The sequence below is a fragment of the Variovorax sp. J22R115 genome, from assembly GCF_030317005.1.
GTDB lineage: Bacteria > Pseudomonadota > Gammaproteobacteria > Burkholderiales > Burkholderiaceae_C > Variovorax.
This window is the reverse complement of record NZ_JASZYM010000002.1, coordinates 382,548-404,959: the sequence shown is the minus strand read 5'-3', so window position 1 is coordinate 404,959 and position 22,412 is coordinate 382,548. Positions and strand designations below refer to the sequence as shown.

Here is a 22,412-nt window from a genome sequence, read left to right as displayed (position 1 = left end):
TTGCGATTCAACGGGTCCATGCACCAACCCGAAGGCTATCGGCCTCGAGTGCAAGCACCGCGTCTGCAAGGGCTTGAATGCCTTGCTCGGTCAGATCGCTCGTGTCGACGCGGGAGCGATCCGACCAGGCCTTGAAGTGACGCGCCTGCGAGCTCGCGTAGTGCGGGTCGTAGTGCTGTGTCATCAACTCGGCGAACAGCGGCGCCAGTTCTCGCGCACGCGCCCAGGCTTGCCAACGCTGCACCGTCTCCTTGCCCTGCAGTTCCTTGAGCAATCCCAACTGCGTGGCGAGCGCCTCGCCGTCTTCGCCCAGGTAGGCATAGTCGCGCAGCAGATAGTCCAGTCGCGCTGGCGGCGTGGCAACGATTTCGATGCAGGGGCTGGTACGCATTCGCGAGACCAGCGACACGGGCAGTGCAATGCGGCCGATGCGCGGGCTTTCGCCTTCGACGTACAAGGGCCGATGCAGATCGACGGCTTCGAGAACTTGGGCGATGCGCGTCTCGAAGTGCTTCTGCGACGGCTGTGCCACACCTGGTAGCGCACCGAGCAGCGAACCCTTGTGTTTCGCGCAATCTTCGAGATCCAGCACCTGGGCGCCTCGAAGGGCCAGCGCCTGCAGCACGCGTGTCTTCGCACTGCCCGTGGCGCCGCAGATGATTCGCAATGGCAACTGCGGGCACAGCGCTGCGAGCCGTTCAATCACGTGGTGGCGAAAACTCTTGTAGCCACCGGCCAGTTGCTGGGCGTCCCAGCCGACCAACCGCAGCCACGTCACCATCGATCCGCTGCGCAAACCGCCGCGCCAGCAATAGACAAGCGGCTTCCAGGTCGCGGGCTGGTCGGCGAACCGTTCTCGCAGGTGTCTGGCGAGATTGGCGGCCACCATCGCACCGCCGACGCGCCTGGCCTCGAACGCGCCGCGCTGCTTGTAGAGCGTGCCGACGATGCGGCGCTCATCGTCGTCGAGGACGGGGCAGTTGATGGCGCCGGGGATATGGTCCAGCGCGAACTCGGAAGGCGAGCGTGCGTCGATCAGGGTATCGAAGGCGTGCAGGTCGGCCACGCGGATGGGAGGGCGTTGCATGAGCGGTTCAGGAGCGGTTCAGGAGCGCTTCTGGGCGCTCGTGGCTGGCACAATGCCGATCCATCCCGGTGGCTTCGCTGTCTTCATCATCATGGAACAGATAGCTCTCACACAGTTTTCACACGGAGGGGGTTGCGGCTGCAAGATTGCGCCGGGCCTTCTGGCGGAGATTCTGGCACGCGCCCCGCAGGGCATCGTGCCGCCCGAGTTGTTGGTTGGCATCGAGACCAGCGATGACGCGGCCGTCTACCGCCTCAATGACACACAGGCCCTGGTCGCGACCACCGATTTCTTCACGCCCATCGTGGACGATCCGTTCGACTTCGGTCGCATTGCCGCGACGAATGCGCTGTCGGACATCTACGCCATGGGCGGCACGCCGATCATGGCGCTGGCGCTCGTCGGCATGCCCATCGACAAGCTGCCGCCCGAGGTGATCGGCCGTGTGCTGGAAGGCGGGGCCAGCATTTGCCGCGAAGCCGGCATCCCCATCGCGGGCGGTCACAGCATCGATGTGCTCGAGCCGATCTATGGACTGGTGGGGTTGGGGTTGATCCATCCCGATCGCGTGCGGCGCAATGCGGACGCACGGCCGGGCGACGTGCTGGTGCTCGGCAAGCCTTTGGGCGTGGGCATCCTGTCGGCGGCGCTCAAGAAGGGGTTGCTCGACGAGGCGGGGTACGCGCAGATGCTGCGCCATACGACGCAACTCAATCGCGTGGGCATCGAACTCGCGGTGCTCGACGGCGTGCATGCGATGACCGACGTCACCGGCTTCGGCCTCGCTGGCCACCTGCTCGAAATCTGTCGGGGGGGGAAGTTGCGCGCGCGCGTGCACCTCGACGCATTGCCGACCATCGATGCCGCGGTCGCCTTCGCGAAGGACGGCATCGTGACCGGCGCCTCCGCTCGCAACTGGAACGGCTACGGTTCGCAGGTTGCCTGGCCATCGCATGCCGAGCCATGGCAACGTGCATTGGTTGCCGATCCGCAGACCAGTGGCGGGCTGCTCGTGAGTTGCCGAGCCGAAGCCGTGGATGCCGTGCTTGCGGCCTTCGTTGCCGCCGGCTTCGAACAGGCGTCGCGCATCGGAACCCTTCATGCGCTGGACACCCGGGCGCCGCCGGGCATAGAGTTCGACACATAAGCGCGGAGTACGAATGGGAGGAACGCTGATGAAACGTCGCATACGCGTCTTGCTGGCCAGTGTCGCGATGACCCTGCCATCCCTGCCGACCTTCGCCGAGCAGAGCCAGTCGCAGGATCTATCCGACAAGGGCTACTGGGAACTCCTCGTTGGTCCCTTCGCCGTGCACTGGAGCCGGGACGAAAAGCACAAGAACGTTTATCTCCTGGGGGTGGAGCGTGGCCTGTCGGACGGGACTCTCTGGGGTTTCTCGGCGTTCCAGAATTCTTTCGGCCAGGCTTCCGCCTACGCGTACTACGGGTACCGATGGGAAGACCTGTTCGGATATTCGGGCCTCTACGCCAAGCTTTCTGGCGGCATTCTCTATGGGTACAAGGAGCCGTACGAGGACAAGATACCGATCAACCACGACGGTTGGGGCCTCGCCATCATTCCCGCAGTCGGCTATCGCCTCACACCGAAGGATGCGCTGGAGGTTGGCATGCTTGGAACGGCCGGTCTCATGTTCATGTACACCCGCCGGTTCTGATCCTTCGCGTCGATGATCGAGAAATCTTTCGGGCTCGGCCGAAGAGGGCCTCGCAAGCCTCTATAATTCGAAGCTCGAAAAATGCGGGAATAGCTCAGTTGGTAGAGCGCAACCTTGCCAAGGTTGAGGTCGAGAGTTCGAGACTCTTTTCCCGCTCCAGTTTCGCCCTTGCGGATCCATCGCCGTCACAGGGCATCCGTCCCGGCAACTCTTCTGCCGGTGCGTCGCGCGGGTTCCTCGCGCAGATCTCCAGGGCGACAAACCTCCAGTCAAATGCCCATGGACATCGTCGTCAACGAAGAACTCAAAGCCTATATCGATCCGCTCACCGCGGAGGAAGATGAGGCGCTCGAACGCAGCATCCTGGCTGAGGGTTGCCGCGATGCTCTCGTGCTGTGGGGTGACGTGCTCGTCGATGGCCACAACCGCTATCGCATCTGCCAGAAGCACGGGCTGCCGTTTCAGACGGTGCAGAACCCGCGGTTCCGTTCGATGGAGGACGTTCACCTGTGGATGATCGATCAGCACCTGGGACGCCGCAGCATTTCGGACTTCCAGCGTGGCGTGCTGGCATTGCGCAAGAGAGAGATCGTCGCCGAACGCCGCACGCGCGCGGCCACTGCGCCCGACCCGGCAACCACCGCCGATGCGCCGGCGGATGCCGCACCTGCTCAAGCCGTTGCCGACTCGCCTGCGGATGCTGCGTTCAACAGCCGTGAGGCCATCGCCAGGGCGGCGCGCCTGAGCAGCAGCCAGGTGGTGATGATCGAGAAAATCCAGAAGCAGGCCGCGCCCGAATTGGTCGCTGCGGTCAAGTCCGGAACGATTTCGCTCAATGCGGCAGCGGCCGTGGCGACCTTGCCGGCCGAAGAGCAGATCGCGGCAGCGAATGCCGGCAAGGATGAACTGAAGCAGGCCGCCAAGCGGGTTCGCGAATCGAAGCGGAAGCCTCGGGAGGACCGCGACGATCGCGATCGGTCCGTTGCGTCGGCATCACCCGAAGGCCCTGCCGAGTCCGATGAACTGCGCGCACTGCGTCAACGCGTGGCCGAACTGACGGTGGAGAACGAGGCGCTGCGCAGGCAACTCGCCGAATTGCAGTTGCAGTAGGGAGACATCAGGGCAGAGGTGCGCCTCGGATCGTGTCGGCCGACTTCTTGAGCTGGTCGGACATGTCGCGGTGAAAGCGCGAGGTACCTCGTTGATGGAGCACGTCGATCAGCCAACCGCCTGCGACCAGTAGCGCCAGCGCAACCATCGTGAAAATCTCAGAATCCATGACGATCTCCCGGACCTTTGACACCTTGAACTTTGAAGCGCCCAACCCCGTTTGGGAATCGGCCAAATAGCATGTGTTGCTATCCGCGCCAGCCGTGAAATTGTTCCTTTTTTCGGGTCGTCGGCGGTCTCATCCCGAGAAGCGCATCACCCCATCGTTCACCGCGCCGTACCGCAAGGTCATCAGGTCGGCGAGGTAGTTCTGGTTCAGCTTCCAGGGCTTCTTCAGGCCCTGCTTGGGCAACTGGTCCATCGCGCGCTGGAAGTAGCCCGAAGAAAAATCAACCCATGGCCGCAGCGGCATGAGGTCGTCGCCCGCGTGCGGCACGCATCGGCGTGCGCCGGCCTGTTGCATGTGGTTGAGCAGACGGCAGACGAAGAGGCTGGCGAGATCGGCCTTCAGCGTCCATGACGCGTTCGTGTAGCCGAAGATCGACGCGAAGTTGGGCACGCCCCTGAACATGATGCCCTTGTAGTTGACGAGTTCGGAAGACTGGAGAGGCCGGCCGTCCACGCAGAGTTCGACGCCGCCGATCAGCTTCAGCCTCAGGCCGGTCGCGGTGACCACGAGATCCGCCGGCAATTCCGCACCGCTCGCGAGTTTCAGGCCGGTCTCGGTGAAAGACTCGATCCGGTCGGTCACCACGCTGACGCGCTTCTCGCGGATGGCTTTGAACAGGTCGCCGTCGGGCACGAAGCACAAGCGTTGTTCCCAAGGGTTGTACTTGGGCGAGAAATGGGTGTCGACGTCGAAGTCCGGCCCGACCTGCCGACGGACCAGCTTGAGCATCGTGTCCCGCGCGAACTTGGGCTTGCGCCGGCAGAGGGTGAAGACTCCCATGCCCAGCAACAGGTTCCGCCAGCGGGTGATGCCGTGCGCGGAAGAGGGGCCCAAGTGACGCAGCAGCCATCCGGCCATCCGGTCGACCGACGGGATGGTGAGCACATAGCTGGGCGAACGCTGCAGCATCGTCACGTGCGCCGCCTGCTTTGCCATTTCGGGGACCAGCGTGACGGCCGTGGCGCCGCTGCCGATCACGACGACGCGCTTGTCCGCATAGTCGATGTCGTCGGTCCATTGCTGCGGATGCACGATGCGGCCGGTGAAGCGTTCGCGGCCTGGAAACGCCGGGGAGTAGCCTTCGGCGTAGTCGTAGTAGCCGCTGCACGCCAACAGGAAGTTGCAGTGGATGGAGGCGGCGTCGCCCTGATCGCGCTCGAAGTCCACGGTCCATTGCGCCTCGTCGGATGACCACGTCGCGCGCCGCACGCGATGCCCGAAGCGGATCAACCTTTCGATGCCCTGCTCACGCGCCGTGTCGCGCAGGTACTGGAGGATGGAGGGCCCGTCGGCGATGGATTTCGTTCCCGTCCATGGCCGGAACGAATACCCCAGCGTGTACATGTCCGAGTCGGACCGGATGCCGGGATAGCGAAATAGATCCCAGGTGCCGCCTAGCGACTGGCGCGCCTCCAGGATGGCGACGCTCCGGCCAGGGCACAGCCGCTGCAAGTGGGAAGCCGCGCCGATGCCGGAGAGGCCTGCCCCCACGATCAGTACATCGACGAATTCATCAACCATCTGTTCGGGATCTCCGCACGCGCGCGCGAGAACTCTGGCGCGGCGCGCAATCCTGGATTCTGGCTGGAGTGTCGCGGGGTGCTCCTCCCCCGGAATGATGATGCGCCGGCGGCAGGGCACCGGGAGCGGTTCAGCCCTTGGCTTGCCCTTCTAGCCTGCGATTGGCGTCCAGCGCGTAGACGACAGGCTTTTCATCCGAGGTCTTGTGGGAGGGCGCTGCGCTTTCCCCCAAGGGAAGGTGCGACGATCCGTAGACCTCGCGCTCGAGCCGCTTGGCACGCTCGGCGTACATGCGAGCCAAGGCGCCATGGTGCTCCGCGGCCGCCTGGTGCTCGATGCGCGCCAGATGGGCCTCCTCGAGCAGCGTCATGACGCGTCGCAAATGGCCGTTTCGATTGGGCTGGAAAAAGCTGAACATCAGATCCTCCATCGGGGTTGCCGCTGATAGATCCGAGTTTTAACTTCAATTGGGGTGCGGTGCTTGTAAGGCAGCGCCTACCTTAGGGATAGACCGCACGGCCGATCACCGTGCGAAGCGCAACGCAGTAGATTCGCCAGTTGCCGCAATCAGTCGCGTGGGCGCAACGAGTGGGCGGATTTCATATCTCGTCGATCGACGTGCTTCGGGTCTCGCCCTGGGCCGCCAAAGAGTAGCGTTCGCGCGTTTTCACGTAGAAGCTCGCCCCGAATCGGCCGACCGGAAAGTAGTGTTGCAGCCGGACGCGCCAGGTTTCGGTGTCGATGAGTTCGTCGCGTGCATGCATCCAGCGCACCTGCCCGATGAAGATCTGCCGGCTCTCGGTTTCAAGCGTTTCCCATAGCGTGCACTCGAATGCGACGGGCGCCTCGGCGATGCGGGGGGGGGTTACCGCGCTGCTGGGCAATGCGGTGAAGCCGACGATGTCGAGTTCGCTCACGTGCGGTGGATGGCGGTCGCCGCAGCGGTGCATTTGCTCCGCGATGTCCTCGTCGGCGAGGTGCACGACGAATTCGCCGGTCCGCACGATGTTGGCGGCCGTATCCTTGAGCACGCCATCCTGCAGGCGGTTGACGCTGATCATCACGATCGGCGGTTCCTCGCCGAGCATGTTGAACATGCTGAAGGGCGCGGCGTTGACGATGCCGTCGGGCCCGAGCGTGGTGACGAGCGCGATCGGCCGGGGCACGATCAAACTCGCCATGAGCTTGTAGCGCTGGTACTCGGTCAGGGTCGCGAAGTCGATGTTCATAGGGGTTCCAGGGCGGTCACAGGGCGTTACGGCACGAAGCGCTGTCGTGGTTTCAAATGGACCGGGCGACTCCGCCCGCACATAAGGACGATTCCACCATGCCCGAACGGGACTCAGCAGAATTCAGGCCAGCACGCGAATCTTCGGTGTGGACCCTGGTGATCGTCGTCGTGGTGATTCTCGCGGCCGCATTTGCCTGGTGGCGCTGGTCGCTGCAGAAGGCGACGCCGCCGCCGGAGTCACCCGCTGCGACCGCGCCCCAACCCGCGCCGGCCGATGCACCGCCCGCTCCCGTGGCGCAAGGCCCGCAGAATCCGGTCGATGCATTGGCCGAGCCCGACGCCGCATTGCCCGCGCTGAACGACGCCGATGGCCGCGTCACCGCCGCGCTCAATGAATTGCTCGGCAAGAAGGCGGTCGTTTCCAACCTCCAGGTCGATGGCTTCGTGCGCCGCGTGGTTGCCACTGTCGACAACTTGCCGCGCGCACAGGCGACCTCGCGCATGTGGCCAACGCATCCCGCGCCGCAACGCTTCGCCGTGCAGGGCAGCGGCGTGGAGAAGACGATCAGCGTCGACAACAGCAGCCGCTACACCCCCTTCGTGCTTTTCGCGGAGTCGGTGGACACCTCCCGTGCGGTGGCGCTCTACGCCAAGCTCTATCCGCTGTTCCAGCAGGCATACGAGGAACTCGGCTATCCGGGGCGCTACTTCAACGACCGTCTGGTGGCGGTCATCGACCATCTGCTGCAGACTCCCGTCCCCGCGGGGCCGGTGCAGGTGAAGATCACGGAGGTGAAAGGCGAGATGCAGTCGGAGCGCCCCTGGGTGCGCTACGAATTCGTGGACCCGGAACTCGAATCACTATCGGCCGGCCAGAAGATCCTGGTGCGCATGGGGCCGGTCAACGAGCGCCGCATGAAGGCCAAACTGGCCGAGTTCCGCCGCCAGGTGGCGACGGGCGCGGTGGCGAAGAAATAGCGTAAACGCCGCTCAATCGGCGCCCGGCGGGGCCGCGCTGCCCGAGCACGCAAGCGCGCGCATGAGCAGCAGCTTGCGCTCGCGCGCATTGCGCGTGAGTTCCGCGGCGCGCTTGAACTCCACGTAGGCCTCGCCCTTGCGGCCCAGCTTGGCGAGCAGGTCGCCGCGAACACTGGGCAGCAGGTGGTAGCCCGTCAGTTGCGGTTCTGATCTCAGCGCATCGACGAGTTCGAGGCCCACCGCGGGCCCGAATGCCATCGACAGCGCGACCGCGCGATTCAGTTCCACGATCGGGGAGGGTGCGAGCTGCGCGAGTGCTTCATAGAGCGCGGCGATGCGCTGCCAATCGGTCTCCGCAGCAGTGCGGGCGCGTGCGTGACATGCGGCGATGGCGGCCTGCAGCGCATAGGGCCCCAACGCGCCACCGAGCTTTTCGGCACGTTCCAGCGCGCCGAGGCCACGCCGGATCAGGAGCTGGTTCCATCGCCCGCGGTTCTGGTCGAGCAGCAGGATCGGGTCTCCGTTGGCATCCACGCGTGCCGCGGCGCGCGAAGCCTGGATCTCCATCAGAGCGACCAGTCCGTGGACCTCCGGCTCGTCAGGCACGAGCTCGGCGAGGATGCGGCCGAGCCGCAGCGCTTCCTCGCAGAGTGCGGGGCGCATCCAGTCGTCACCGGCGGTGGCCGAATAGCCCTCGTTGAACACCAGGTAGATGACTTCGAGCACCGACGCGAGGCGCGCGGCCAGTTCGTTCGCGCGCGGCGCCTCGAAGGGCACGCGCGCGGCGGCCAGCGTTCGCTTGGCGCGCACGATGCGCTGCGCGATCGTCGGTTCGGGGACAAGGAAGGAGCGCGCGATCTCGTCGGTGGTCAGCCCTCCGAGCAGGCGCAAGGTCAATGCGACCCGGCCTTCGGGCGAGAGCACAGGGTGGCAGGCCGTGAACACGAGGCGGAGGATGTCGTCACCCACCTCGTCGTCGAGCGCGGCGTCCACCGCTTCGGCCAAGTCCGCTGCGGCCATGGCGTGCCGGGCATCCAGTTCGCGGCCGACTTCTTCTTCCTTGCTGGCGTGCAGCGTTCTCTTGCGAAGCAGATCGATGGCCCGGTGCTTCGCGGCGGTGGTAAGCCAGGCACCGGGGTTGTCCGGAATGCCATCGCGCGGCCATTGTTCCAGCGCGGCGACCAGCGCGTCCTGCGCCAGTTCTTCCGCCACGCCGACGTCACGCACCATCCGCGCCACCGCACCGATGATCTTCGCGGATTCGATGCGCCAGACGGCGTTGATGACGCGGTGTGTGTCTGCTTCCGGCACGACGAACCGCCTATTGCGCCTCGTTCCTCAGCGCCGCGAGCCGGCTTCGCGCCCGGCCGCGTTGTCGCGCAGCAGCTCTTCCTGCTTGCGGATCTCGGGTGTGAACTCGGCGCCGAAATCCTCGGCCTCGTAGATCTGGCGCAGTTCCAGCTCGACGTTGCCGTGGCCGTCGATGGGCGGCCAGCGCTTGACCCATTCGAGGGCTTCTTCCCGCGACTTCACCTGGATCAGCGTGAAGCCCGCGATCAGTTCCTTGGCCTCGGCGAAGGGGCCGTCGGTGATCGTCGGCTTGCCGCCGTTGAACTTGACGCGCGCACCCTTCACGCTGGGCTGCAGGCCCATGCCGTCGAACATGACACCTGCTTTGATCATCTCTTCGTTGTACTTCATCATGTCGGTCACGAGCTGCTCGGTGGGCATCATGCCGGCTTCAGTGTCCTTGTCGGCCTTGCGAATGATCATGAATTTCATGGTCGGATCTCCTTGGGGTCGTGCAATCAGGACTTCTTGGCGGCAATTTCGGCTGCAAGTCGCTTTTCCTGTTCCCGGAGTTCCGGCGTGAGTTCGGCGCCGAAGTCTTCCATCTCGAAGACCTGACGCAGCTCGAGTTCGTCGCCGTCCTCGAAAGGCGCGCGCTTGAGCCATTCGATGGCTTCTTCCTTCGAGCGGACCTGCCAGAGCCAGAAGCCGGCGATCAGCTCCTTGGTCTCGCTGAAAGGTCCGTCGATCACCGTCCGCTGCTTGCCTGAAAAGCGCACCCGCGCGCCCTTCGAGCTGGCCTGCAGGCCTTCGCCCGCCAGCATGACGCCGGCCTTGACCAGCTCTTCGTTGTACTTGCCCATCGCGGTCAGCATGGCCTCGGTGGGCATGACGCCGGCTTCGGAGTCCTTGCTGGCCTTGACTATCACCATGAATCGCATGTCGTTGCTCCTTGGGTTGGGAGCCCGGAATCCGGTCGGCAGGACCGGGGCCTTTCCGGGGCTCTACTTCAACGTCGGAGCAAGGACGGCGAAATCGACGGCTTGGGCAGCGGCGTTGTAAAAGAATGTTAACGAAGGCTCAGGCCTTGGCGTAGTCGCCCACCGGCACGCAACTGCAGAACAGGTTGCGGTCACCGTAGACGTTGTCGACTCGCCCGATCGGCGGCCAGTACTTGGCCTGCTTGAGCGTGGCGAGCGGAAAGGCCCCGAGTTCTCGCGAGTAGGGGCGGGCCCACTCGCTGCCGAGCAGGCTGGCCGCGGTGTGGGGCGCGTTCTTGAGCGGGTTGTCGTCCTTCGGCCAGACACCTTCCTCGACGCGACGGATCTCGCCACGGATCGCGATCATGGCGTCGATGAAGCGGTCGAGTTCGGCCAGCGGCTCGCTCTCGGTCGGCTCGACCATGAGCGTGCCGGGCACCGGGAAGCTCAGCGTCGGCGCGTGGAAGCCATAGTCGATCAGACGCTTGGCGACGTCCTCGGCGGTCACGCCGCTGGCGTCCTTGAGGGGGCGCAGGTCGAGAATGCACTCGTGCGCGACGTGGCCGTTCGGGCTCGCGTACAGCGTGGGGTAATGGTCCTTCAGGCGCGAGCTGATGTAGTTGGCACTGAGGATGGCGATCTCGGTCGCGGCCTTCAAACCCGTCGCGCCCATCATGCGGCAGTACATCCAGCTGATCGGCAGCACGGCCGCGTTGCCCAAGGGGGCGGCCGACACGGCACCCACGCCGTGCGATGCGATTCCGCCGGTCGCGTGTCCGGGCAGGTAGGGCACGAGATCCTCGACGACGCACACCGGCCCGACACCCGGGCCGCCGCCGCCGTGCGGGATGCAGAAGGTCTTGTGGAGGTTCAGGTGGCTCACGTCGCCCCCGAATTCGCCGGGTGCGGCCACGCCGACCAGTGCGTTCATGTTGGCGCCGTCCACGTACACCCGGCCGCCGTGCGCATGCACGATCTCGCAGAGTTCCTTCACGCGGGTCTCGAACACGCCGTGCGTGCTGGGGTAGGTGATCATCATCGCCGCGAGCTTGTCGCCATGCGTGCCGCAGGCGCGCTTGAGGTCGTCGATGTCGACGTTGCCGTCGGCGTCGCAGGCCGTCACCACCACCTGCATGCCCACCATCTGCGCGCTGGCCGGATTGGTGCCATGCGCCGAGGACGGGATCAGGCACACATTGCGATGGCCTTCGCCCTTGGCCTCGTGGAAGGCCTTGATCGCCAGCAGGCCCGCGTACTCGCCCTGCGAGCCCGCGTTGGGCTGGAGGCTGATGCCGGCATAGCCGGTCGCCTCGCAGAGCCAGGCGCGCAGCTGCTTGTCGAGCTGGGCATAGCCTTGCAGTTGCTCGGCCGGCGCGAAGGGATGGATGTTCGCGAACTCGGGCCAGGTGATCGGGATCATCTCGCTCGTCGCGTTGAGCTTCATCGTGCAACTGCCCAGCGGAATCATGCTGCGGTCGAGCGCGAGGTCCTTGTCGCTCAGGCTGCGGATGTAGCGCAGCATCGCGGTTTCACTCTTGTGGGTGTTGAACACCGGGTGCGTAAGGAAATCGGTCGTGCGGCGCAGGTCCTCGGGAATGCGCGGCGTGATGCGGTGGGTCAGGTCCTCGAAGCGCGGCATCGGCTTGCCCGTCGGCACGAACAGCGCCCACAGCGTCTCGATGTCGGCGCGCGTCGTGGTCTCGTCGAGCGAAATGCCCAGGTGGTTCTGCACGCGCTGGCGCAGGTTGACGCTGGCGGCCTCGGCGCGTTCCAGGATCTTGGCTGTGTCGTCGCCGGTCTTGACGGTGATGGAGTCGAATGCGGTGGCGTTCACCAGCTCGCGGCCCATTTGCTCCAGGCCCTGCGCGAGCACCGCCGTCAGCCCGGCGACGCGCTGCGCGATGCGGCGAAGTCCCTGCGGCCCGTGATAGACCGCGTACATGCTCGCGACCACGGCCGGCAGCACCTGCGCCGTGCAGATGTTGGACGTGGCCTTCTCGCGGCGGATGTGCTGCTCGCGTGTCTGCAGTGCGAGGCGGTAGGCGGGCGCGCCATGCGTGTCCACGCTGACGCCGACGATGCGTCCGGGCAGCGAGCGCTTGTACTCGTCGCGGCACGCCAGGTAGGCCGCGTGCGGGCCCCCGTTGCACATCGGCATGCCGAAGCGCTGCGTGGTGCCGCAGACGATGTCCGCGTCCCATTCGCCTGGAGGCGCCAACAGCGTGAGTGCCAGCAGATCGGCCGCGACGCAGAACGCAGCGCCGAACTGGTGCGCGTGCCCTGCGAGCGGGCGCAGGTCGTGCACGTGCCCGGTCGTGGCCGGGTACTGCGCCAGCACGCCGAAGAACTCACTGCTCGCCATCAGGTGCGGCAAGGTTTCGGAGACGGTGCTGACCTTGACCTCGATGCCCAGCGGCGCGGCGCGCGTCTTGATCACCTCGATGGTCTGCGGGTGGCAGTCCCCCGACACCAGGAAGACGTTGCTCTTGCTCTTGACGCTGCGCTTGGCCAGCGTCATCGCCTCAGCGGCAGCCGTGGCCTCGTCGAGCATCGACGCATTGGCGATCGCCATGCCCGTCAAATCGCAGACCATGGTCTGGAAGTTGACCAATGCCTCCATGCGGCCCTGCGAGATCTCGGCCTGGTAGGGCGTGTAGGCCGTGTACCAGGCGGGGTTCTCGAGCACGTTGCGCAGGATCACGCCCGGCGTGTGCGTACCGTAGTAGCCCTGCCCGATGAAACTCCGGGCCACCTTGTTCTTGGCCGCGATGCCCTTGAGCTCGACGAGCGCGTCGGCCTCCGTCGTCGGCGCCGGGAGTCGCATCGGCCGGCTGCGGCGGATGGCCGGCGGCACGATGCCATCGATCAACTCGGCGCGCGTCGTCGAGCCGATGGCGGTCAGCATGCGCGCCTCGTCTTCCGCTTCGATGCCGATGTGGCGCGCGATGAATTCCTCGGCGTTTTCGAGTTCGCTGAGCGTGGGGAGGGTGGGCAGGACGGGCGTCGACATGGAGGTGGTGGTTGGCGGAAGTGGGGTCGGTCAGGGATCAGTTGTCGGCAGAAAATTTCTCGTACGCCGTCTCGTCCAGCAGCGCTTCGAGCTGGATCGCATCGCTGATGCGCACCTTGAAGAACCAGCCTGCATCCATCGGGGCGCTGTTGGCGAGCGAGGGATCGGCGCGCAGCGCCTCGTTGACTTCGGTGATCTCGCCCGAGACCGGCATGAACACGTCGGCCGCGGCCTTGACCGACTCGACCACGCCCGCCACATCGCCCTGGTTGAAAGTCTTGCCGACTTCCGGCAGGTCGACGAACACCACGTCGCCCAGTGCGTCTTGTGCATGCACCGTGATGCCGACGGTCACGAGCGTGGTGTCTGCGTCTTGCTGAACCCACTCGTGGTCCTTGGTGTACTTGATGGTCATGAAGGAAGCTCCTTGGATAAAAGAATGTCGGTGGGAATCAACCGCGGAAATAGTGCGCAGGGACAAAAGGCATGGTGCTCACTTCCATCGGCACGGGCTTGCCGCGCACGATGGCCTGGATGCGCGTGCCCGGCTCCGCGTAGGCCAGTGCCACGTAGCCCATCGCGACCGGCCGGTCGACCGTGGGGCCGAGCAAGCCGCTGGTCACATGACCGATGGCCAGGCCTTCGAACGACTCAAGGAGCGTGCCATCGCGCACCGGAACGCGCTCCAGTGCGACCAGGCCGACGCGCTTGCGCTTCAGCGTGTCGTGGTCGAGATGGCCCGCCGTGCCGCTGGCAGCCGTGAGTTGCGCCAGGATCCGGACCGCGCCGGGAAATCCGCCTTCGCGCTCGCCGCCGGTGCGCCGAACCTTCTGCATCGCCCAGCCGAGCGACGCCTCGACGGGCGTGGTGGTTTCATCGATGTCGTTGCCGTAGAGGCAGAGCCCGGCTTCGAGCCGCAGCGAATTGCGCGCGCCCAGGCCGATGGGCTTGACCTCGGGCTGAGCAAGGAGCAGGCGAGCCAGCGCCTCGGCGTCCTTGGCGGCGACCGAGATCTCGAAGCCGTCCTCGCCCGTGTAGCCGCTGCGCGCGACGAAGGCCGGCAGGCCGCCGATCTGAACGGCGCCGCCCGTCATGAAGACGAAGCGCTCCACGCCGGGCGACAGGCGCGCGAGCGTGGCCGCGGCTTGCGGCCCCTGAAGTGCCAGCAACGCATGGTCGGGCATCGGCAAGACCTGGCAGCGCTTGCCGATCTTCGCCGTGATGTGCGCGATGTCGGTCTGCTTGCAGGCGCCGTTCACGATCACGAAGAGCGAATCGTGGCCCTCGTTGAAGAACATCAGGTCGTCGAGGATGCCGCCCTCGTCGTTGAGCAGCAGGCCATAGCGCTGCTTGCCCGGCGCCAGGCCGATCACGTCGACCGGCATGAGGGTCTCGAAAGCTGCCGCGGCATCCGGGCCGACGAGGCGCAGCTGGCCCATGTGGGAAATGTCGAACAGGCCCGCGGCCTCGCGCGTGTGCTTGTGCTCGGCCATCAGGCCGGCGGGGTATTGCACCGGCATCGAATAGCCCGCGAAGGGAACCATGCGGGCGCCGAGCTCAACGTGCAGGGCGTGAAGCGGGGTCTTCAGAAGATCGTCGGTCGATGCGGAGGCCAAGGCACTCTCCAAAAGGGGCAGTCCAGATCCATGACCGGAGCCATGGGCCACCCCTGCTGTCCGCTTTACCTGAGAGATTCGCCCCACGATCGGGGTTTGCTCCTTCGGTGGACAGCCCCTCCGACGTGGTGATGGGCCGTCTCTCTCCAGCAAGGAAACGCCCGTGCAGGGCGCCTCGTCAGTCCTTTTGCCTGAGCGTTCGGGCCCTTGTTTCGAGGGGACCTGCGCCTTCGGCGGCACCGCTGTCGCGGGGCTCTCTCCTGACCCGGCGAGTGTAGTGGATCGGCGCCGGGTCGGTCTGCGATTTCAGTGCATCAGCATGACACCGTGGTGACCGGGCGCTACTTGAAGCCCCACAGCCGCGGCAGCCATGTGCTGAGCGCCGGCATGAAGGTGAGCACCAGCAGTACCGCGCCGTGCGCCCACAGGAAGGGCACCAGTTCGCGCACCAGTTGCGACATCGGCACGCGCGAGACGTTGCAGGTGACGAAGAGCAGCCCACCCACCGGCGGTGTGATCATGCCGAGCGTGAGGTTGTAGATCACGATCATCGCGAAGTGGATCGGATCGATGCCCAGCTTGACCGCCACCGGCGCAAGGATCGGCGCCAGCACCATCACGCCCGGCAGCGGCTCGATGAAGATGCCGAAGAGCAGCAGGAAGACGTTCACGATGATCAGGAACATCCACGGCGACAGGTTCATGCCCGCCAGCCACTCGGCCAGCGTCTGCGGCACGTTCTCGATGGTCAGGATCCATGCGAACGAAGCCGACAAGCCGATGATGATGAGCACGGATGCCGAGAGCAAGGCGGAACGCGAGAGGATGTCGGGCAGCGCTTTCCACTCGAGCGTGCGGTAGACGAACTTGCCGCACACCAACGCATAGAACACCGCCACCACCGATGCCTCGGTCGGCGTGAACCACCCGGCCCGCATCCCGCCGAGGATCACTACCGGCAGCAGGATCGCGGGGATCGCCTTCCACGTCGTCAGCAGCACTTCGTTCCAGGGCGGCATGCCGCCGTCGCCCTTGTAGTTGCGCTTCTTCGACACGTGGAAGTTGACCGCGCACATCGCCACCGCGATCAGCAGGCCTGGAATGAGGCCCGCCACGAACAGGCTGCCGACTGACACATTGTCGTCCTGCAGCGCGTAGATGATCATGATGATCGAGGGCGGGATGATGGGCCCGACAATGGCGGTCGAGGCAGTCAGCGCGGCGGCGTATGAGCGGTCGTAGCCGGCCTTGTCCATCATCTTGATGAGCATGGAGCCCGGCCCCGCCGCGTCGGCCAGCGCCGATCCCGAGATGCCCGAGAAGAAAGTCAGCGACACCACGTTGGTGTAGCCCAACCCGCCGCGCCGGTGGCCGACGAACTGGCCGGCGAAGCGCAGCAGCACCTCCGTCAGCGAACCGCCACTCATGAGCTCAGCGGCAAGGATGAAGAAGGGCACCGCCATCAGCGGAAAGCTGTCGATGCCGGTGAAGGTTTCCTTCAGCAGCACCATCAGCGGGTAGGACTCGGCGAGGATCAGCGTCGCGGCCGTGGCGAGGCCCAGTGCGAAAGCGACCGGCACGCCGATCGCGAGGAACACGCACACCGAGAGGATGAGGACGAGGCTGGCGTTCATAGCGAGGCGCTCGCGGCCGCATCGAAGTGCGCGTCGGATGCGAATTCGCGTCGCAGCACGTAGCCACGCACGATCAGGAGCCAGTGCACGATCAGCAGCAGGCCGCCGAACATCATGGCGCTGTAGATATAGGCGAAGGGAATCTGCGTCACGGCCGTCAACTGGAACATCGTGCGCTCCATGTAGAGCCAGCCGTACCAGACCATGAAGCCGAAGAAGGCGAAGAGCAGCGCCGCGACCACCGCACGCATCGCGATGGCGGCCTTGGGCGGCAGTGCGTCCTGCAGGTTCTCGACCGCGATGTGCCCGCCGTAGCGCAGCACCGGCCCGGCGCCGAGGAAGGTGAGCCAGATCATCATGTGGCGCGCGACCTCCTCGGCCCATTCGAGCGAGTTGCTCGTGAGGTAGCGCATCGCCACGTTGATGAAGATGATGACCGACATCGCGGCGAGCAGCAGGATCAGCGCCCACCGGTTCGCGGCCAGGAAATAGTGTTCGAAGGTTTTCACGACGACTGTTGTTGTGGGATCTGTGCAATGAGAACCGCCCGGTGCCATGGCTGGCTCACCGGGCGGCGGTGCCGTAAGGGGCGCGTTTCCGCGCTTACTGGACGTCCGAGATCTTCTTGATGTTGTCGGCGCCGAATTCCTTGGCGTAGCCCGCGTAAGCGGGCTTCAGCGCTTCACGGAACGCGGCGCCGTCGACCTTGCGGGTCACCTTCATGCCGTCCTTCTCGAGCTGGGCGATGCCGTTGTTCTCGTCTTCGTTGACCTTCTTGCGTTGTGCGGCGCCGGCCTTCTTCGCGGCTTCGACGAACACTTTCTTGTCGGCGTCCGACAGCTTGTTCCAGACTTTGGGGGACAGCAGCAGCAGTGCCGGCGAATAGACATGGCCCGTCAATGACAGGTGGTTCTGCACCTGTGCGAATTTGGAGGACAGGATCACGGGGATGGGGTTCTCCTGGCCGTCCACCGTGCCTTGCTGCAGGGCACCGAACAGCTCGGGGAAGGCCATCGGCGTGGGCAGGATGCCGAAGGTGCGGTAGCCATCCATGTGCACCTTGTTCTCCATGGTGCGCATCTTCAGGCCGGCGGCGTCGGAGGGCTTGACGATGTCGCGCTTGCTGTTCGTCATGTGGCGGAAGCCGTTCTCGGTCCAGGCCAGCGCGATGATGCCCTTGCTCGGGAACTTGGCGAGGATGTCCTGGCCGATCGGGCCGTCCATCACCTTGCGCGCGTGGTCGTAGTCGCGGAACAGGAAGGGGATGTCGACGATCTTGACTTCGGGCACGAAGTTGCCGACCGGGCCCGTGGACGTGTTGACGAGGTCCTGCGTGCCGAGTTGCACGGCCTCGATCTGCTCGCGCTCGCCGCCCAGTGCGGAGTTGGGGAAATGCTGGCACTTGTAGCGGCCTTGCGTGCCTTTCTCGACCTCGTCGCAGAACACCGTGGAGCCGACGCCGTAGTGCGATTCCTTCGTCGTGGCGTAGCCGATCTTGAGCGTGGTGGTCTGTGCGAAGGCGCTGGTGCCAAGGGCGAGCGAAAGGCAGGCGGCGAGGGTGCCGAGTTTCATGTTGTCTCCGGGGAGGTTGCGGGAAGGATGCCCGACCGACTATGCCTGAAGAGGGAGCTTGACCTCGTCGGGATTTTCACGGACGTATTCGCGTATCACGTCCTCGAAGCTTGCATCCGAACCCAGGCCCAGCGCACGGGCACGCACCGTTTCGAAGCGCCCCGGCCAGCTCTTCACGATGCGGCGGATCGCCGGGTCGGGCGTGCGGTCGAGCAGATCGGTGGCGGCCGCGCCGGCGACGCGAGCGAGCGCCGCGGCCATCTCGCCGACGGTGGTGGAGAGCGAGGGCAGGTTGACCGCGGTGCGCGGACCCCATTGCGCGTCGCTCGCCTCGGCGGCACGGACCAGCCCTTCGATGGTGCGCGTCGGCGACGAGATCGCCACCGGCGTTTCGTCCGCCACCGGGCAGACGGCGCGAACGCCCGCGAGCGGCTCGCGGATCATTCCGCTGAAGAAGCCCGAGGCGGCGCCGTTGGGTCGGCCCGGACGCACGCTCACCGTCATGAGCCGCACGCTGCGGCCATTGATGAAGCCCTTGCGCGTGTAGTCGGCAACGAGTTGCTCGGCGATGAATTTCTGGATGCCGTAGCTGGTCTGCGGGGTGGGCAGCGTGTTGTCGGTGATCACCTCGGGCAAGGGTTGCTCAGGCGAGTTGCCGAACACGGCGAGCGAACTCGAGAACACCAGCGTCGGCGCCGTACCGAGCTTTCGGCAGGTTTCGAGCAGTGCGTTGGTCGCGGCGAAGTTGCTGCGCATGCCGAGGTCGAAGTCGGCCTCGCATTCGCCACTGACCGCAGCGGCGAGGTGGAAGACGAGCGAGGCATTCGGGGGGACGGCGCTCTCGGGTGCCTTGGCGAGCAGCGCATTGAGATCGCCCACCACGGCGCTCACGCGCGGGTCGCGGGCCAGATCGTTCGGCGGTGGAACGCGGTCGACGAGGGTGATGGTGTCGATGGGCGCAGGCGCTGCGCCGGCCAGGGAGAGTTGCCGACGAGCGAGCAGGGTGCGGGCGAGGCGTGCGCCGACGAAGCCGGCACCGCCGGTGATGACGATGTTCATTGCGAGGTGTCCTTGTGTCCCTGGAATGGGCAAGTCTATGTTCGTCCACTGCGCAGTAAGGTCCAGAACACCACCCGATTGAAGCCGACGGGATTCTCGGAAGGCGCACCATGTCCCGCGCCCGCGATGACTTCGCGCCGCGAGCGGGGCAGCACCAGTGCCAATTCATCGACTACTCTTCGATGAAGATCGGTGGCCCGGTCGCCGTTCAAGAGCAGAACAGGCATCTCCAAGGCCGCCACTTCCGAACGCGACAGATCGGGAAACGGCTCCGTCGACCGTGTCAGCGCCTTCATCGCGCCCGCGTTGCGCGTCACGACATGCATTCGCTCGGGCGGCAATCTGTCGAACAGCGGCTCGCCCCAGATGCCATCGACCAGCAGGCGCAACGCCGTGCGCTCGTCGTTCCGGTCGAAGGCCAGGGCGGCGGGGCGCCAGACATCCGCCATGAATGCTTCGAACAGCGCGCTCCCCTCGGGCGTGCGACACGCCCATGGGTGCAAAGGCGGTTCGTTCAAGACGAGGCTCAGCACCTGTTCGGGATGCTGGAGCGCAAACATCAATGCAATCAAGGCGCCGTAGGAGGTGCCGACCAGATGGGCAGGTCCGCAGCGAACGTGCCCTTGAAGTGCCGCGAGGTCGTCCACGTCGAGTTGCGGTGTGTAGCCGGCATGCGCGCCGGGGCTTCTGCTCGGGCTGCTGAATCGCCGGCTGTAGGCGATGACGCGGAAACGTGCCGCAAAGGTCTGCATCTGTGGCGTCCAAGAATGACAATCGCCCAAGCTGCCGTGCAACAGGATGAGCGGTGATCCGCGTCCATGCTCGGTGTAGTGCAGTTCCGCCCCATCCGCCAGCGGCAGGCGCGTGGGCAGTTCGCATCGATTCATCGTCGACTCCTCCGGGCCGCGCGTCGGCGCAGCAGCGATTCACGAGACTAGTCCGGCTCGCTTGCCGTCGCAATCGGGTGATGCGCCGTCTTCAGCCCCGGCGACGCCGCATCACGAATTCGATGGTTTCGAACAGCGCCTCGCTCAACAGGGCCAGCACGGCGGCCGGGACGGCCCCCGCGAGCAGCAGCTCGCGGTCGTTGAGCGCAAGCCCGGTCACGATGCGTTCACCGAAACCGCCTGCGCCGATGAAGGCCGCGATGGTCGCGGTGCCGATGGCGATGGTCGTTGCGGTTCGCACGCCGGCCAGCAGGGTGGGCAGCGCCAGCGGCAGCATCACCACCCGCAGGCTCTGGGCGCCGGTCATGCCAAGCGCCGTGCCCGCCTGCCGCAACCCCGCCGGAACCTCGGCCAGCCCGGTGACCGTGTTGCGCATGATCGGCAGCAGCGCATAGAGCGTGAGCGCGACCAGCGCAGGCAGCGTGCCGATCGCCCCCATCAGGGAGATCAGCACCGCGAGCAACGCGAGCGACGGAATAGTCTGCAGAAGGCCCGTGAGTCCGAGCACCACCGCGCGCAGGCGCAGGTGCGGAAACACCAGGATTCCAACCGGCACCGCGATGAGGACGGCGACCCCGACCGATACCGCGACGAGCGTCAGGTGCTGTCGCGCCAGCCGGCCCAGGTCGGGGCCAAGCAGCTTGGCGACGAAGCCGCGCGCAGCCGCGCCCGATGAGCCGGCGTGCACGCCGGCCTGCCCTTGCTGGGCCAGGAAGTCGCGGGCGATCACATCGAAGGCCACGCCCTGCAGTTCGGCGCGCGCGTTCATCGCGATCATGGCGCGTTCGTCGATGCGGCCTTCGAGCTTCTGCAGCGCCGCCCAAGCCTTCGGCCAGCGCGTGGGCACGTCGAGCCGGTACAGCACCACGGCGTCGTAGCGCGGGAAATAGCTGCGGTCGTCCTGGAGCACGCGCAGGCCGAGATGGTCGATCTTGGCGTCGGTGGTGTAGATGTCGATCACATCGATCTGCTTCGCGGCGATCGCGTCGTAGGCGAGGCCATGGTCCAGCCCGGTCGGCGTCTGCCGGAATCCGTAGCGCGCGGCGAGACCCTGCCAGCCGTCCGCACGACCGATGAACTCGTTCGACAGGCCGAGCTTCAGTTCGGGATGGTTCGCCAGGTCGCTCAGGCTGCGCACGCCGAGCCGGTCTGCATCGGCTGCGCGCATCGCGAGTGCATAGCCGTCGTTGAAGCCGAGCGGAATCGCGACGCCCAGCCCCAGCGGTGCGAGGGCCGCGTTCATGGCCTCGCGCGTCATCGACTGGGAGCCCTTGAGGATCTCCAGCGCGATCGTGCCGGTGTACTCGGCATAGAGGTCGATGCCGCCGGAGCGCAGGGCTTCGTAGACGATCGCGGTGTTGCCCAGCCCCTGGCGGACCGTCGGCGGCGTGGGCGATTGGGGCGAAGCCGTCTGCGCCATGACCTCCGCCAGGATGTAGGACTCGGTGAAACGCTTCGACCCGATGCGCAGGCCCTGTTCCTGCCCGTGCGAGACGTACGAGAACACGGCCGCGCAGAGCAGGCCCAGGCAAGCCAGGGCGGTGAGCCACGGTCGGCGCAACGAATGCATCGACCCAGTGTATCGGCGCTGCCAGGGGCTGACAGGCTCGTTCTCCTACAGCGGATCGTGCGGCAGGCTGATGCTGCAGCGCACTATCTGAACGCAAACTGAACGCGTGCTGATCAACTATGTCCGACGCGGTGAAGGGAAGCCCTTGTTGCTCGTACATGGACTTGGCAGCAGCTGGCGCTCGTGGCAGACCATCCTGAATCCGCTGGCAGCCGAGCGCGCCGTGGTGGCGATCGACCTGCCGGGCTTCGGCAAGAGCCCGCCGTTGGCGGGAGAGGTGTCCGTGCGGACCTTGTCCAACGCGGTCGCACAGTTCCTGTCGGAACACGACCTGGTCGGGACTGACGCGGTCGGCAGTTCGCTGGGCGCCCGCCTCGTGCTTGAACTGGCAAGGCGCGGCGGCGTGCTCGGCTCGGTCGTATCGCTCGGACCGGGCGGCTTCTGGGGCGGCTGGGAGCGCTATATCTACCAGAGTTCGATCTGCTTCTCGCGGCGGCTGGTGCGGAGCCTGCAGTTCGCGATGCCTTCCATCACCGGTCACGAATGGTCGCGCAAGCTGCTGCTGGCGCAATTCTCCGCACAGGCGGCACGGCTATCGCCGGCGCTGGTGTTGGAGGAGATGCGCAGCTACGCTTCGGCGGAATCCTTCAGCCTGATGCTTCGCGACCTGGTGCGCGGAGCGCCGCAGGAAGGGCTGGCCATCGGCAGCATGACCAAGCCGCTGGTGATCGGCTGGGGGCGACTGGACCGGGTGTGTTTTCCGCGGCAGGCGTCGCGCGCGCAGCAGCTTTTTCCGGATGCGCGCCTGCACTGGTTCGAGCGCTGCGGCCACTTCCCGCATTGGGATGCGCCGGAGGAAACTGCACGCCTGATCCTGGAGACCACCGGCGACTGAACGGCCT

22 protein-coding genes, 1 tRNA gene and 2 riboswitches are annotated in these 22,412 nt (G+C 65.7%); of the genes, 6 read left to right on the top strand and 17 right to left on the bottom strand.

Going from position 1 to position 22,412, the window contains the following annotated elements:
- Nucleotides 1–7: 7 nt before the first annotated feature.
- Nucleotides 8–1,087, bottom strand: coding sequence for a tRNA 2-selenouridine(34) synthase MnmH (mnmH, locus tag QTI04_RS04920; protein ID WP_286614387.1), 1,080 nt, complete (start codon nt 1,085–1,087; stop codon nt 8–10).
- A 91-nt stretch (nt 1,088–1,178) separates the two neighbouring features.
- Here mnmH and selD point away from each other — a divergent pair, with 91 nt between their 5' ends.
- From selD to QTI04_RS04900, 4 genes are all read left to right on the top strand, one after another.
- Nucleotides 1,179–2,234, top strand: a complete 1,056-nt coding sequence (gene selD / locus QTI04_RS04915; protein ID WP_286614460.1) for a selenide, water dikinase SelD — start codon at nt 1,179–1,181, stop codon at nt 2,232–2,234.
- A 28-nt stretch (nt 2,235–2,262) separates the two neighbouring features.
- Nucleotides 2,263–2,763: an ABC transporter ATP-binding protein gene (locus tag QTI04_RS04910; RefSeq protein ID WP_286614386.1), complete on the top strand. Its 501-nt coding sequence runs from the start codon at nt 2,263–2,265 to the stop codon at nt 2,761–2,763.
- 83 nt (nt 2,764–2,846) lie between these two features.
- Nucleotides 2,847–2,922: transfer RNA gene (locus QTI04_RS04905), tRNA-Gly, on the top strand.
- A 120-nt stretch (nt 2,923–3,042) separates the two neighbouring features.
- Nucleotides 3,043–3,873 (top strand): plasmid replication/partition related protein, encoded by an 831-nt coding sequence (locus QTI04_RS04900; protein ID WP_286614385.1) that lies wholly within the window; start codon nt 3,043–3,045, stop codon nt 3,871–3,873.
- Between the two features lie 7 nt (nt 3,874–3,880).
- On the opposite strand, the gene QTI04_RS04895 is transcribed toward QTI04_RS04900, so the two are convergent.
- From QTI04_RS04895 to QTI04_RS04880, 4 genes are all read right to left on the bottom strand, one after another.
- Nucleotides 3,881–4,042, bottom strand: coding sequence for a hypothetical protein (locus QTI04_RS04895; protein WP_286597614.1), 162 nt, complete (start codon nt 4,040–4,042; stop codon nt 3,881–3,883).
- Between the two features lie 129 nt (nt 4,043–4,171).
- Complete coding sequence (locus tag QTI04_RS04890) at nt 4,172–5,623, bottom strand: NAD(P)/FAD-dependent oxidoreductase (RefSeq protein ID WP_286597615.1); 1,452 nt, start codon at nt 5,621–5,623, stop codon at nt 4,172–4,174.
- 130 nt (nt 5,624–5,753) lie between these two features.
- Nucleotides 5,754–6,041, bottom strand: a complete 288-nt coding sequence (locus QTI04_RS04885; protein ID WP_286597617.1) for a hypothetical protein — start codon at nt 6,039–6,041, stop codon at nt 5,754–5,756.
- Between the two features lie 181 nt (nt 6,042–6,222).
- Nucleotides 6,223–6,852, bottom strand: coding sequence for a flavin reductase family protein (locus tag QTI04_RS04880; protein ID WP_286614384.1), 630 nt, complete (start codon nt 6,850–6,852; stop codon nt 6,223–6,225).
- A 98-nt stretch (nt 6,853–6,950) separates the two neighbouring features.
- On the opposite strand from QTI04_RS04880, the gene QTI04_RS04875 reads away from it, so the two are divergent.
- Nucleotides 6,951–7,832 (top strand): DUF3014 domain-containing protein, encoded by an 882-nt coding sequence (locus tag QTI04_RS04875; RefSeq protein WP_286597619.1) that lies wholly within the window; start codon nt 6,951–6,953, stop codon nt 7,830–7,832.
- A 12-nt stretch (nt 7,833–7,844) separates the two neighbouring features.
- On the opposite strand, the gene QTI04_RS04870 is transcribed toward QTI04_RS04875, so the two are convergent.
- The 12 genes from QTI04_RS04870 to QTI04_RS04815 form a co-directional block, all read right to left on the bottom strand.
- Nucleotides 7,845–9,143 (bottom strand): RNA polymerase sigma factor, encoded by a 1,299-nt coding sequence (locus tag QTI04_RS04870; protein ID WP_286614383.1) that lies wholly within the window; start codon nt 9,141–9,143, stop codon nt 7,845–7,847.
- Between the two features lie 27 nt (nt 9,144–9,170).
- Complete coding sequence (locus tag QTI04_RS04865) at nt 9,171–9,614, bottom strand: YciI family protein (RefSeq protein WP_286614382.1); 444 nt, start codon at nt 9,612–9,614, stop codon at nt 9,171–9,173.
- Between the two features lie 26 nt (nt 9,615–9,640).
- The gene (locus QTI04_RS04860; RefSeq protein WP_286614381.1) at nt 9,641–10,063 is read right to left on the bottom strand and encodes a YciI family protein; all 423 of its coding nucleotides are present in this window, start codon (nt 10,061–10,063) and stop codon (nt 9,641–9,643) included.
- 139 nt (nt 10,064–10,202) lie between these two features.
- A complete protein-coding gene (gcvP, locus tag QTI04_RS04855; RefSeq protein WP_286614380.1) occupies nt 10,203–13,112 on the bottom strand; it encodes an aminomethyl-transferring glycine dehydrogenase in 2,910 nt (969 codons plus the stop codon).
- Between the two features lie 37 nt (nt 13,113–13,149).
- Nucleotides 13,150–13,527 (bottom strand): glycine cleavage system protein GcvH, encoded by a 378-nt coding sequence (gene gcvH, locus QTI04_RS04850; protein WP_286614379.1) that lies wholly within the window; start codon nt 13,525–13,527, stop codon nt 13,150–13,152.
- A 37-nt stretch (nt 13,528–13,564) separates the two neighbouring features.
- Nucleotides 13,565–14,728, bottom strand: a complete 1,164-nt coding sequence (gene gcvT, locus QTI04_RS04845) for a glycine cleavage system aminomethyltransferase GcvT (protein ID WP_286614378.1) — start codon at nt 14,726–14,728, stop codon at nt 13,565–13,567.
- 46 nt (nt 14,729–14,774) lie between these two features.
- Nucleotides 14,775–14,888, bottom strand: a riboswitch (glycine riboswitch).
- Between the two features lie 13 nt (nt 14,889–14,901).
- A riboswitch (glycine riboswitch) is annotated at nt 14,902–15,001 on the bottom strand.
- Between the two features lie 68 nt (nt 15,002–15,069).
- Entirely contained in the window at nt 15,070–16,362 is a 1,293-nt protein-coding gene (locus QTI04_RS04840) for a TRAP transporter large permease (protein WP_286597627.1), read from the bottom strand.
- Nucleotides 16,359–16,871, bottom strand: a complete 513-nt coding sequence (locus QTI04_RS04835; RefSeq protein WP_286597628.1) for a TRAP transporter small permease — start codon at nt 16,869–16,871, stop codon at nt 16,359–16,361. Before QTI04_RS04835 ends, QTI04_RS04840 begins: the two co-directional genes overlap by 4 nt.
- A gap of 94 nt (nt 16,872–16,965) precedes the next feature.
- Entirely contained in the window at nt 16,966–17,934 is a 969-nt protein-coding gene (locus tag QTI04_RS04830) for a TRAP transporter substrate-binding protein (protein WP_286597629.1), read from the bottom strand.
- Nucleotides 17,935–17,973: 39 nt separating this feature from the next.
- Nucleotides 17,974–18,993, bottom strand: coding sequence for a D-erythronate dehydrogenase (denD, locus tag QTI04_RS04825; protein ID WP_286597630.1), 1,020 nt, complete (start codon nt 18,991–18,993; stop codon nt 17,974–17,976).
- A gap of 35 nt (nt 18,994–19,028) precedes the next feature.
- Complete coding sequence (locus QTI04_RS04820; RefSeq protein ID WP_286614377.1) at nt 19,029–19,880, bottom strand: alpha/beta fold hydrolase; 852 nt, start codon at nt 19,878–19,880, stop codon at nt 19,029–19,031.
- Between the two features lie 91 nt (nt 19,881–19,971).
- On the bottom strand, nt 19,972–21,510 hold the full coding sequence (locus QTI04_RS04815; protein ID WP_286597632.1) for a glycine betaine ABC transporter substrate-binding protein: 1,539 nt from the start codon (nt 21,508–21,510) through the stop codon (nt 19,972–19,974).
- 145 nt (nt 21,511–21,655) lie between these two features.
- Here QTI04_RS04815 and QTI04_RS04810 point away from each other — a divergent pair, with 145 nt between their 5' ends.
- Nucleotides 21,656–22,405, top strand: coding sequence for an alpha/beta fold hydrolase (locus tag QTI04_RS04810; RefSeq protein WP_286614376.1), 750 nt, complete (start codon nt 21,656–21,658; stop codon nt 22,403–22,405).
- Nucleotides 22,406–22,412 lie beyond the last annotated feature (7 nt).